We start from the raw sequence: 12287 nt of genomic DNA on the forward strand, positions 1-12287 counted from the left end.
ATAATTTAACACTGCGAAGCCCATTGGGGCCCATATATTTATACCTATGTTAAGCAACAAAGGCAAGACCATAGTCCGCGACATCAGCTGGCTAAGTTTCAACGGCCGCGTTCTCCAGGAAGCAAACGATCCCAGCGTTCCCCTCCGCGAAAGGATCAAATTCCTCGGCATCTTCTCCAACAACATGGACGAATTCTTCCGCGTCCGCGTAGCCACGCTGAAACGGATGATCGAAATACAGCAAAAAGGCAAAAAGGGTCGCGTCAACATGCACCTCGAGGACTCCCCCGAACGCATCCTGGAGGAGATCCAGATGATCGTGCTCCAGCAGCAGAACGAGTTCAACCGGATATGGAACATCATCCTGGACGAAATGGCCAAGGAACGTATCTACCTCCTGAACGAAACGCAGCTGAATAAAGAACAACAGGCCTTCGTCCTGAACTACTTCGAGGAAGTGGTCCGCAGCGGCGTCATCCCGCTGATGCTGGAGAGCATACCGGACCTGCCCTACCTCCGGGACAAGTCGATTTTCCTGGGGGTGGTCATGTCCAAGAAGCACAACGCCTACGACAAGAAATACGCCCTGATCGAGGTACCCACCAAGACCGCCCCGCGGTTCGTGGAGCTCCCCTCCAAACCCGGCGAGCACAACATCATCCTCCTGGAGGACATCGTCCGGTTTTCGCTGCCCCAGATATTCTCCTATTTCGGCTACGATTCCTTTAGCGCCCACATCTTCAAAGTTACCAAGGACGCCGAGATCGACATCGACAACGACATTTCCACCTCCCTGGTCCAAAAGATCGAGAAGGGGCTGAAGGCGAGGCGGAAGGGGAAACCGGTGCGTTTTGTCTACGACAAAGAAATGGACCCGGGACTATTGGAATACCTCGTCCGCCGCTCCAACCTGACCGGGCGGGACAACATCATCCCGGGGGGACGTATCCACAACTTCCGGCACTTCATGGACTTCCCGGACGTTTTCCCCCGGCCCGAACGGCACAAACCGGTTGCTCATCCTTCGCTGATAGAGCACCGGCGGGTTACCGAGGTCGTCCTGGAAAAAGACGTGCTGCTCCACTTCCCCTACCATAGCTTTACTCCGGTCATCGACCTCCTCCGGGAGGCCGCGATGGACCCCGAAGTGGTACAGATCAAGATCACGTGTTACCGCCTGGCGCCCAATTCGAAGGTCATCAACGCCCTGATCAACGCGGTCCGGAACCGGAAACAGGTCACGGTGATGATGGAGGTCAAGGCGCGTTTTGACGAGGAAGCCAACCTGGAATGGAAAGAGGTCCTCGAAGAAGAGGGCGTCAAGGTCCTGCTGGGCGTGCCCGACATGAAGGTCCATGCCAAGTGCTGCGTCATCAAAAAGCGCGTCAATGGCCGGGTTATCCAGTACGGCTTCGTGTCCACGGGCAACCTGAACGAGCGGACCGCCCGGTTCTATGGCGACCACTGTCTGCTGACCGCCAACAGGGCCATTATGGCGGACATCAACCGGATCTTCAACTACCTGGAGCAGCCCAAGCTGCGCGCGGCCCAGCTCAAGCAGATCAAAACCCTGCTGGTGTGCCCCGTCAGCATGCGTACCGAGATCCTCAAGAACATCGACGGGGAGATCAAGCGCGCTAAGGAGAAGAAAAAGGCCGCCATGACGATCAAGCTGAACTCCCTGTCGGACGAGATCCTGATCGAAAAGCTCTACGAGGCCGCCCGCGCCGGCGTGGAGATCAACATGATCGTCCGGGGCATCTTCTGCGCTTATACGGAGAACAAAAAGTATAAAAAGCCTTTCCGCGCCATCAGCATCGTCGACGAATACCTGGAACATTCCCGGGTAATGGTGTTTCATAATGGCGGAAAGGAAAAAGTTTACATATCTTCGGCGGACTGGATGGTGCGCAACCTCGACCACCGCGTCGAGGCGGGGTGTCCCATCCTGGACGAGGCTATTCAGCAGGAGTTGAAGGACGTCCTGCAGATCCAGCTGAGCGACAACGTAAAGGCCCGGGTACTCGACAACGAGCTCTCGAACGCGTACGTGCATACGCCTGGAAAGAAGGTCCGGTCACAAATCGAAATACACCATTACCTGGAAAACAAGCTAAAACAACAACCCGTAGCGCTTGAGACTGGCGGCGATCGACATAGGCAGTAATGCGGCCCGGCTGCTCATCTCGGAAGTGAAGATGACGGCGGCGGGCAAACCCGAATTCATCAAACTAAACCTGGTCCGGGTACCCCTGCGCCTGGGGTTCGACGTGTTCGAACAGGGAGAGATCAGCCGGGAGCGCGTGCAATGGCTGGTCGAGACCGTAAAGGCCTACAAGCACCTCCTCAACATCTACCAGGTCGAGTACGTCATTGCCGCGGCCACGTCCGCCATGCGCGACGCCCGGAACGCCACGGAGATCATCCGCCGGGTCAAGGCGGAGACCGGGATCGAGATCAAGGTCATCAGCGGCCAGGAAGAGGCCGCGGTCATCTATGAGAACCACATCGCCGAAAGCCTCGGCAAAGACGACGCGTACCTCTATATCGACGTAGGCGGCGGGTCCACCGAGCTCACCTTTTTCACCAATGGCCGCCTGGAATTCAAGGAATCCTTTAATATCGGTACTATTCGTCTATTGAAAGATCAGGTTTCCGAGGCCAACTGGGAAGAGGTCAAGAACTTCCTCCGCACCCGGACCAAGGGCTACCCCCACGTGACGGCCATCGGCTCCGGCGGCAACATCAATAAGATCTTTTCGCTATCCAAACGAAAAGACGGCAAACCCCTCCATATTGAACTACTCAAGGACTATTTGAAAGAACTTAGTAGCTTTACCGTGGAAGAACGCATCCGCCTCTACAAGCTCAAGGAAGACCGGGCAGACGTCATCGTACCGGCGCTGCAGATATATATTAATGTAATGCGTTGGACGAACGTAGAAGAAATTTATGTACCCAAGATCGGTCTCGTGGATGGGCTTATCCAGCACCTCTACGACGAAAAATACGTCCGGCGCCTGACTACATGATAATTTAAGCCAGCAAACCCGCCCAAATCCTGAAAATCGGCAGAAACTTTTTTTGTTTCAAAAGTTTCCAGCCGTAATTTTGCCATGGAATTTATGCATCGTATGGATCAAATAATCAGAATGGGCCTGGCCTGCCTCCTCCTAGGGGGGGCAGCCCAGGTAGGGTTTGCCCAGTCGCAGACCCAGCCCCTCGATCTCAAGGCGTGCCTGCAATTTGCCGTCGCCCACAACCAGCAGATCGCCGTTACCCGGTTCGATGAAAAGACCGGCGCCGAAAAGATCAAGGAGACCAAGGCCCAGGCGCTCCCCCAGATCAATACGTCGGGGCTGCTCCAGGACAACGTCCAGAAGCAGGTGCTGGTCCTCCCGCCGGCGATCGCCAGCCAGTTCCCCGGTGGGAACGGTAAGCCGATCCCCATCACCCTGACCTGGCAGCTCACCGGCCAGGCCACGCTGGACCAGAAGATCTACGACCAGTCGGTGTTCACGGCGGTCAAGGCGGCCAAGGCGGGGATGGATTACTATACCATGCACACGGCCCTGACCAAGGTCCAGGTGATCGAGCAGGTGGCCCAGGTGTACTACCAGGCCCAGGTCACCGGCACCCAGGTGGCCGTACTGGATTCCAACATCGCCAACATCCAAAAGGTGATGCAAAGCACTCAGTCTCAGTTCGAAAACGGCCTGGCCCGGAAGATCGACGTCGACCGGCTCAGGGTCAACCTGACCAACCTCAATACCCAGCGCACCGCCCTCGTGGATTCGATCGTACAACAGGGTCTCCAGCTCCGTTACCTGATGGGGATGCCGCTGGACGCACCCCTGATACTGGACGTATTCGACCAGAAGACGGTCGAAAGCGAGATCGGCAGCAACATGACCCTCGACTCCGGGCTGAACCTCAACAACCGGCTGGAATATACCATCCTCAAGAAACAGGCGGAGCTGGAAGGCTACCAGAAAAAGGCCAACCAGGCGCAGTATTATCCCTCCCTTTCCTTCCAGGGGAACTACTCCACCAACGGCGTCAGCGACAACTTCGACTTTATCGGGCACGGGACCACGGCCATCTGGTACCAGGTCGGCTACATCGCCCTCAACCTGAAAATACCCATCTACGACGGGGGCGCCCGCCGGTCGCGCGTCCACCAGGCGCAGATCGCCATCGACCAGTACAACGAGCAGGCGGCCCAGACGGCGTCGCAGCTGGACCTGTCCTACCGCAACTCCAAGATATACCTCCAGACCAGCATCAATACCATCCGGGCCCAAAAGGACAACCTGGAGCTGGCCCTGGAAGTCTACAAGGTGACCGACAGCAACTACCGCCAGGGGTTGTCCACGCTGACGGACCTCCTGGACGCCGAGAACTCCTACCTCACCGCGGAGAACAACTACAACAGCGCCCTCCTTCAATATAAGATAGCGGAGATCGGGTTGATCAAAGCCAATGGAAACCTTCCCTCGTTACTCAATTAACAATCTGTCATGTCTAAGAAAATAAGGAACGTCATTGTCACCGTCGTGATCATCGCCGCCGCCCTGGCTTTCATCGTCTGGAAGCTGGGCGCGATTAAAAAGGAAAACACCGCGCATACCGACGTGGTGAAGGAGAGCAACAACGGCGCGGTTCCCGTCCTCACCTATATCGCGGATGTCACCCCCTTCGATCCCCACTTCGACGCCAACGGAAACTTCGTCCCGGTGCAGTCGCTGACCTTCCTGGCGCAATCCGCCGGGCAGATTACGGAATTGATGGTGAAGGAAGGTTCTGTGGTTTCCGAAGGGCAGGTCATCGCCCGCCTGGACGACAAGCTGCTCCAGGAGGACCTCGCCAACCAGCAAAGCCGGCTGCAGCAAGCCGCGGTCGACAAGGACCGCTACGCAAAAGCCTTGCCCGCGGGCGGCGTTACCCAGAAACAGGTCGATGACGCCAACTTCCAGTACGAGCAGATCGCCGCCGCCGTGGAGCAGGCCAAGAAGCGGATCAACGATACCTACGTCAAGGCGCCGATCTCCGGCGTCGTGAACAAGAAATACGTCGAGCAGGGGACCTACCTGGCCCTTGGCAACAAGATCGTCGACATCGTCAACGTGTCCCGGCTCAAGCTCACGGTCAACGTACCGGAAGGCCAGGTCGTCGCGCTCAAGGTCGGCCAGAAGGTGGACGTCACCGCCAATGTGTACCCGGAGGTGCACTATGAAGGGCACATCACCTTTATCGCGGTACAGGGCGACAACACCCTCAGCTACCCGGTGGACATCGAAATCGTCAACAGCGCCGCTAAACCGGTTAAGGCAGGTATGTACGGGACCGCGCACTTCGTGCTCCCGCAGATGCAACCGATGATGCTGGTGCCGCGCTCCGCCTTCAACGGGGGCGTCAACAGCAACGAAGTATATGTTATGAACGGCGGTCTGGCGCGGCTCCACAAGGTCGTCGCCGGCCGTATCTACGGAGATAGGGTAGAGGTCCGCGAAGGGCTGCAAAAGGGAGACACGGTTATTACCAGCGGACAGGTGAATTTGGTGGATGGCACCCCGGTGGCCGTTCAGAAACAACAACAGTAAGCCATGCAAATTTCAAAGATATCGATACAGCGCCCGACCCTGGTTGTCGTGCTGTTTTCCATCCTGACCCTGATGGGCCTGCTCTCGTATTTTTCTTTGAACTACGAGTTGTTCCCCAAGTTTGCCTCCAACGTGATCACGATCACCACGGTCTACCCGGGGGCGGGTCCGGAGGAAGTGGAAAGCTCGATCACCAAGAAGATCGAGAACGCCGTGGCCGCCATGGAGAACGTCAAGAAGCTGACCGCGATCTCCAGCGACAACCTGTCGGTGCTCACCATCCAGCTGACCACCGCGGCCAACGCCGACGTATCGCTGGAGGACGCGCAGCGGCGGGTCAACGTCATCATCAGCGACCTGCCCACCGATGCCAAGACACCGTCGCTGAACAAGTTCGACCTGAGCGACCTGCCCATCATCACGCTCTCGGCTACCGCCAATATGGAAGCCACCAAGCTCTACGACATCGTCAACCAGAAGATACAGCCGATGCTCTCCCGGCTCCCCGGTATGGCCCAGGCCACGCTGGTGGGTGGGGAAGAACGCGAAATCCAGATCAACGTCAACGCCCAGAAGCTGGAGGCCTATAAGCTCTCGCTGGCCCAGGTCCGCCAGGTGGTGACCAACGCCAACCAGGAGTACCCGACCGGCGCCATAAAGACCGACGAGCAGAACATGTCGATCCGGCTCCAGGGTAAGCTGACCTCCATCGACGAGCTCCGCAACCTCGTCGTCACCACCACCGACAACGGCACCCAGGTGCGTCTGAGCGACATCGCCGACGTACAGGACGGGATCAAGGACCAGGACCAGCTGGCGCGCGTCGACCAGAAAGAGTCCATCGCGATCCAGCTCCAGAAACAGACCGACGCCAACGCCGTGACCGTGAGCAAGGAGGTCAAGGCCGCCGTCGTCCAGCTCGAGGACGAATACAAGTCCTTTCAATTAAAACTGGGTATCGCCAACGATACCTCCACTTTTACCCTCGATTCCGCCAACTCGGTCATTCGCGACCTGTTCATCGCCGTGCTGCTCGTGGCCGCGGTCATGCTGCTGTTCCTCCACACCATCCGGAACGCCTTTATCACGATGATCTCCATTCCCGCGTCGCTGATCGCGACCTTCATCGGGATGAAGCTCTTCAACTTCTCGCTCAACCTGATGTCCCTGCTGGGTCTCTCGCTGGTGGTCGGTATCCTCGTGGACGACGCCATCGTGGTCCTGGAAAACATCCAGCGGCACATGGAAATGGGCAAGAACCGGGTCCGCGCGTCCTATGACGCCGTCGCCGAAATAGGCGTAACCGTTATGTCCATCACGGCCGTCATCATCGTCGTATTCCTCCCCATATCCCTGACCAATGAAATCGTTTCGCAGATCCTGAAGCAGTTCTGTATCGTCGTCATGATCGCTACCGCCTTCAGCCTGCTGTCCTCCTTTACGATCGTGCCGTTGCTCTCCTCCCGTATCGGGAAACTGGAACACCTGACCGGCAAGAACATCTTCGAGAAGTTCATTATGTGGTTCGAGCGCCGGCTCGAAGCCTTCACCCACTGGATGAGCAGCCTCCTCCGCTGGGCGCTGCGTCACCGCGTGGCGACCATGCTCGTCGCCACCGTGCTGCTGTTTTCGTCCTTCTACCTGGTCGGCGGCGGATACATAGGGGGTGAGTTCATCCCCAACGGCGACCGCGGTCAGTTCATCGTCGCGCTGGAGCTGCCCAAGGATGCGTCCGTCCAGCAGACCAACCAGGCCACGATGAAAGCCGAAGCCTTCCTGGCCAAAAAAGCCGAAGTGGTCTCCATGATCACCGTCGTCGGCCAGGCGTCCGCCGACAACTTCGGCCAGGCCAACCAGGCCGTGGCCTACGAGTCGCAGATCACCGTGACCCTGGTGGACGAAAGCAAGCGGTCCGTCTCGTCCGATATCTACGCCGCCCACGTCAAGCAAGACCTCCAGGACCAGCTCACCGGCGTCAAGGTCAAGACCCTGCCCGTGAGCATCCTTGGTTCGGCCCAGGCCGCGCCCATCCAGCTCGACGTGCTGGGCGCCGACCTCGACAGCGCCATGGCCTTTGCCACGGTTGCCCTCGACACGCTGCGCACCCTCAACGGCATCACCGAGGCCAAGCTCTCCATGGAAGAAGGCACCCCGGAAATCGACGTCCACATGGACCGCGACAAGATGTCCGCCCTCGGTCTCACCCTCGACGTGGTGGGCGCCACCATGGCGACCGCCTTCCAGGGTACCGCCGACGACTCCAAGCTGAAATACCGCCAGGGCGCGTACGAATACGACATGAACCTCCGTTTTGGCCGCTTCGACCGCAAGAACATGGCCGACGTGTCCAACCTGGCCTTTATCAACAGCCACGGGGAGCTCGTCCGCCTGAACCAGTTCGCCACCGTCACCGAAGGGTCCGGCCCCAGCGAGCTCGAACGCCGCGACAAAAGCCCCTCTGTCTCCGTCCGCAGCCAGGTCATCGGCCGTCCTTCCGGTACCGTCACCGCCGAGTTCGCCGCCAAGCTGCTCAAGATGAAACGCCCCGTCGGCGTCACCTATATCTTCGCCGGCGACCAGGAAAACCAGGGCGACGCCTTCGCCACCCTCGGCGTAGCGCTCCTGATCTCCATCGTCGTCGTCTACCTGATCATGGTGGCCCTCTACGACAGCTATATCTACCCGCTGGTCGTCATGGGCTCGCTCCCCATGGCCCTCATCGGCGCCCTGCTGGCCCTCGCGCTCACCAACAACACCCTCAACATCTTCACCATCCTCGGTCTGATCATGCTCATGGGTCTGGTCGCCAAAAACGCCATCATCCTCGTCGACTTCACCAACCAGTCGAAGGCCGAAGGCCACAACACCGTCGACGCCCTGATCTACGCCAACCACGCGCGTCTCCGCCCCATCCTCATGACCACCATCGCGATGGTCTTCGGGATGCTCCCCATCGCCCTGGCCCACGGCGGCGTCTCCGCCGTCGAGAACGGCCTCGCCTGGGTCGTCATCGGGGGCCTCATCTCGTCGATGTTCCTCACCCTGATCGTGGTCCCGGTCATCTACTCTTTAGCCGACGGTTTCATGCGCCGCTTCCACCTCGGTCACCCCGAAAAGCAAAAGCAGATCATCGCCGACATGAACGCATCATACACCCCCTCCGAGAACGGCCACGCCGCCACGCCCTCGGCCTCACCGGCCATCCCGCACTAGTCCCGGTGCTGCCGCCGCTGCCGTGCCTCGCCGCACCGGCGCGAAGCGCGCAGACGGTAGGCGGCAGGCGCATGCCCACAGCCCCGAAGCGCGCTTACAGCAGTATAACCGCAAAACCGTTTTCCTTACCTTTGCCGGATGTCCTTCTCGATAAATGCACACCTGACGAAATCCGAGTTCGTGCGTATGAGCGTGCTGCGCATCTATACGAACCCGATCATCCTGTTTTTTTGTTGCGTAGGCGTCGCCGCCCTGGGTTTTGGGCTGCTTGAGGCTTTTGGGGCCATCCCCCGTATCGGGGACGTATATCCGACGTTGTTTATCGGTTTCTTCTTTGCGATAGCTTTTCCGCTCTTCAATGCCTGGTTCGCCGCCCGGACCTACCGGTACGGCAACCTCAGCTCCCAGCAGGTCGTCTATACCTTTACCGATGAAGGCGTGTGGCTGAACGTCGCCACCGAGATGCTGCCCTGGGAGGGCCTGGTGCGTAAACAAAGGGTAGGGGGGTACTTGCTCCTGTTCACCGACCGCGTCTCCGCGTTTATCCTGCCGCTGGCGCCCTTTACGCCGGAGCAGATCGACTTCGTCAGCGCGCACGTGCCAAAGGGGCGCGTCTAAGCTTATTTCAAATTTTAACTAAGGCTGTTTAGGAAGTGAAGCGGTAGCTTATCTTTATAAGCTTGTGGGGGTCTCCGTATTTCACGGGACTTGAGGGGAAGGGTATAAAAAGAAACGCACCTTTGCAGGTGCGTCGGGCTGAATTGAAAAATTCAGTGGGGCTGGTACAAATGTAGCACACATATAAATAGTAAACAAATTTTTTACCGTGGGTACTTCAGGAAAAGAGCGGGTAATTGCTTACGTTGACGGCTTCAATTTGTATAACGGATTGAAAGATAACGGTTTTAGGCGTTATAGTTGGCTCAATTTGGAAACGCTTGTTCTTGAGCTTTTAAAGCCTCAACAAGAGTTGGTTGGGATAAAATATTTTTCCTCCGCTATTGACAACAACGCCGATAGACGTGCCCGGCAGATAATCTATTTTGATGCATTGTCCACGGTTGCGCGCATACAGATAATCCTTGGTATATTCCAAAAGGGAAAAAGTCAATGTCAAATCTGTGGCCAGGTATCGCATGTGAACAGCGAGAAAATGACGGATGTCAATATCGCCACACATATGCTCGCGGACTTCTACGGGGATCGTTTTGACATGGCTATGTTGATATCGGGGGATACGGATTTGGTACCTCCAATACGGCATATCAATGAGTCCGGTTTATCGAAGCGTGTACTTGTCGCATTTCCACCCGGCCGGGTTAATGATAAAATTAGAAACTACGCCAAGGGGTCTTTGGTCATCGGACGAAAAAAACTGGCGGACAGTCAATTTGAAGAAAAGTTTCAGACTGCCTATGGCGAGACACTAAGCCGGCCTACAAAGTGGAGATAGTTATGGTACACATATCATAACTTTCCCGAATTTTGCCCCATGCCTTTTCTCCCCAACAAACCCCCGGGCGGCTCTTCGGACCGACGCCCGCCCGGCGCCGCCGGCAAACGCCCAGCGGGCGCTTCGGGCAATCGCGCCCCGGGCCCCCGCGCCGCGAAGCCCTCCCTGGTCATCGGTCGCAAGCCCCTCCTGGAAGCCCTGGAGGCAGGTAAGGGTATGGACCGCATCTTTATGCAAAAGGGCGCAACGGGCGAAGGCATCGAGGAAATCCGCCGCCTGGCCGCCACCCTCCAGGTGCCCATCAATACCGTCCCCGTCGAAAAGCTGAACGGGTTTACCCGCGCCAACCACCAGGGGGTCGTCGCCATCGCCGCCCTGATCACGTACATGGACCTCCAGGCGGTGATCGACCAGACGGTGGAAAGGGGTGAAACGCCCCTCTTTGTCATGCTCGACGGCGTCACCGACGTCCGCAATATCGGGGCGATCGCGCGGAGCGCGCTCTGCTGCGGGGCGCAGGCGCTCGTCATCCCCGACAAGGGCGTGGGCGCGCTCAACGGAGAGGCGATGAAGTCCTCTGCGGGCGCCCTGGAAAAGATCAACGTCTGCCGCGTGGGCAGCCTGCTGAAGGCCGTTGACACCCTCCACCTCAACGGCATCCGGGTCTGCACCGCCGAAATGAACGCCCCCGTCCGCGTCTTCGAAGTCGACTGGGCCGTACCCACGTGTGTGATCATGGGTAACGAGGAAAACGGCGTCCAGCACTTCCTCCAAAAGGCCGCGGACGTCCGCTTCACCATCCCCATGGCGGGCGGTTTCGATTCCTTCAACGTCTCCGTCGCCGCCGGCATTATCTTATACGAAGCCCTGAAACACCGACTGTATGCACATTAAAGACAGCACCGCGCCCGCCCTCCAGAAAAGCCGTTTTGTAAAAGTCATCGAATGTCCCCGGGACGCGATGCAGGGCTGGAAGCACCCCATCCCCACCGCCGTCAAGATCGACTATATCAACACCCTGATGCGCGTTGGATTCGACACCCTCGACTTCGGCAGTTTCGTTTCCCCCAAGGTGATCCCCCAGATGGCCGACACCGAAGCCGTCCTGGCCGGTATCCACCGCCCGATCCATGACACCCGCCTGCTTACGATCGTGGCTAACCGCCGCGGGGCCGAAGACGCGTGCCGCCACCCCGAAATCGGCTATCTCGGTTTCCCGTTCTCGTTGTCCGAAACCTTCCAGCAGCAAAATACCGGTGCGAGCATCACCGAGGCCTACGAGCGCGTTTTCGATATCCATTACCTGGCCAAACAGTCCGACAAGCAACTCGTCGTCTATCTCTCGATGGCCTTTGGCAATCCTTACAAGGACCCTTACTCCAAGGACGTCGTCTATAAATGGGCGCACAAGCTCGCCTCCGTCGGGATCACCAGCATATCCCTGTCCGACACCGTGGGTGTCGCCACGCCCGAGGAGATCCACGCGCTGACGCACCACCTCGTAACCGCGTTGCCCGATATGGAAATCGGCGTCCACCTCCACAGCCGCCCCGGCGGCGTCACTGAAAAGATCGCCGCCGCTCTGGAAGGCGGTTCCCGCCGTATCGACGGCGCCCTCGGCGGCTTTGGCGGTTGCCCGCTGGCCCAGGACGAGCTCGTCGGCAACATCGACACCGCGGATATCTTCGAGTACCTGCAAAAGAACGGCTACGAAAGCCGCATCGACGCGGGACTCCTCAGCGAGGCGCGCCGGATGGCGAGGGAGATTTTCGTCTAGGCGCCCGCCCGCCGCAAGACACGGAAGATGCGCAAGGCGCCGCCCCGCGCTTAACGTATGTGCACCCCGTGCGGATACACGATCTTATACGTCTGTATAAACGCCGTGAGCAGGAAGATACAACCGATAAAGACGTCCAGCTTCTTCTGGTTGGCGTTGAGCTTCTGAATGATAAAATTCCCGCCCCAGATAAAAACCGCCAACCCCGCCAGGGTCCCGATCCCGCCGCCGACGGTAAAGA

General features: G+C 58.2%; 9 protein-coding genes and 1 pseudogene. 9 read left to right on the plus strand and 1 reads right to left on the minus strand.

Annotation, left to right across the window (positions count from 1 at the left end; all coding sequences use genetic code 11):
* Positions 1–46: 46 nt before the first annotated feature.
* From ppk1 to VL547_RS08225, 9 genes are all read left to right on the plus strand, one after another.
* Positions 47–2167, plus strand: a complete 2121-nt coding sequence (gene ppk1, locus VL547_RS08185) for a polyphosphate kinase 1 (protein ID WP_325577163.1) — start codon at positions 47–49, stop codon at positions 2165–2167.
* Positions 2136–3032 (plus strand): exopolyphosphatase, encoded by an 897-nt coding sequence (locus VL547_RS08190; protein ID WP_325577165.1) that lies wholly within the window; start codon positions 2136–2138, stop codon positions 3030–3032. Before ppk1 ends, VL547_RS08190 begins: the two co-directional genes overlap by 32 nt.
* A 102-nt stretch (positions 3033–3134) precedes the next feature.
* Positions 3135–4511, plus strand: coding sequence for a TolC family protein (locus VL547_RS08195; protein WP_325577166.1), 1377 nt, complete (start codon positions 3135–3137; stop codon positions 4509–4511).
* A gap of 9 nt (positions 4512–4520) precedes the next feature.
* Entirely contained in the window at positions 4521–5603 is a 1083-nt protein-coding gene (locus VL547_RS08200; RefSeq protein ID WP_325577167.1) for an efflux RND transporter periplasmic adaptor subunit, read from the plus strand.
* A 3-nt stretch (positions 5604–5606) separates the two neighbouring features.
* Positions 5607–8816: an efflux RND transporter permease subunit gene (locus VL547_RS08205; RefSeq protein ID WP_325577168.1), complete on the plus strand. Its 3210-nt coding sequence runs from the start codon at positions 5607–5609 to the stop codon at positions 8814–8816.
* Between the two features lie 138 nt (positions 8817–8954).
* Positions 8955–9434, plus strand: coding sequence for a YcxB family protein (locus VL547_RS08210; protein WP_325577169.1), 480 nt, complete (start codon positions 8955–8957; stop codon positions 9432–9434).
* Between the two features lie 208 nt (positions 9435–9642).
* On the plus strand, positions 9643–10269 hold the full coding sequence (locus VL547_RS08215; protein WP_325577170.1) for an NYN domain-containing protein: 627 nt from the start codon (positions 9643–9645) through the stop codon (positions 10267–10269).
* Between the two features lie 39 nt (positions 10270–10308).
* The gene (gene rlmB, locus VL547_RS08220; protein WP_325577171.1) at positions 10309–11163 is read left to right on the plus strand and encodes a 23S rRNA (guanosine(2251)-2'-O)-methyltransferase RlmB; all 855 of its coding nucleotides are present in this window, start codon (positions 10309–10311) and stop codon (positions 11161–11163) included.
* Positions 11153–12046: a hydroxymethylglutaryl-CoA lyase gene (locus VL547_RS08225; protein WP_325577172.1), complete on the plus strand. Its 894-nt coding sequence runs from the start codon at positions 11153–11155 to the stop codon at positions 12044–12046. Before rlmB ends, VL547_RS08225 begins: the two co-directional genes overlap by 11 nt.
* 50 nt (positions 12047–12096) lie before the next feature.
* Here the strand turns inward: VL547_RS08225 and VL547_RS08230 are convergent.
* Positions 12097–12287, minus strand: a pseudogene (locus tag VL547_RS08230) (hypothetical protein); the annotation flags it as partial.

Origin of the sequence: Dinghuibacter sp. (assembly GCF_035492835.1) — a bacterium.
Classification (GTDB): Bacteria; Bacteroidota; Bacteroidia; order Chitinophagales; family Chitinophagaceae; genus Dinghuibacter.

What these genes read in the sequence shown, in the direction of transcription:
- ppk1 (WP_325577163.1), top strand. Translation starts at nt 47, where the DNA reads ATGTTAAGCAACAAAGGCAAGACCATAGTCCGCGACATCAGCTGGCTA.
- VL547_RS08195 (WP_325577166.1), top strand. Translation starts at nt 3,135, where the DNA reads ATGGATCAAATAATCAGAATGGGCCTGGCCTGCCTCCTCCTAGGGGGG.
- VL547_RS08200 (WP_325577167.1), top strand. Translation starts at nt 4,521, where the DNA reads ATGTCTAAGAAAATAAGGAACGTCATTGTCACCGTCGTGATCATCGCC.
- VL547_RS08205 (WP_325577168.1), top strand. Translation starts at nt 5,607, where the DNA reads ATGCAAATTTCAAAGATATCGATACAGCGCCCGACCCTGGTTGTCGTG.
- VL547_RS08210 (WP_325577169.1), top strand. Translation starts at nt 8,955, where the DNA reads ATGTCCTTCTCGATAAATGCACACCTGACGAAATCCGAGTTCGTGCGT.
- rlmB (WP_325577171.1), top strand. Translation starts at nt 10,309, where the DNA reads ATGCCTTTTCTCCCCAACAAACCCCCGGGCGGCTCTTCGGACCGACGC.
- VL547_RS08225 (WP_325577172.1), top strand. Translation starts at nt 11,153, where the DNA reads ATGCACATTAAAGACAGCACCGCGCCCGCCCTCCAGAAAAGCCGTTTT.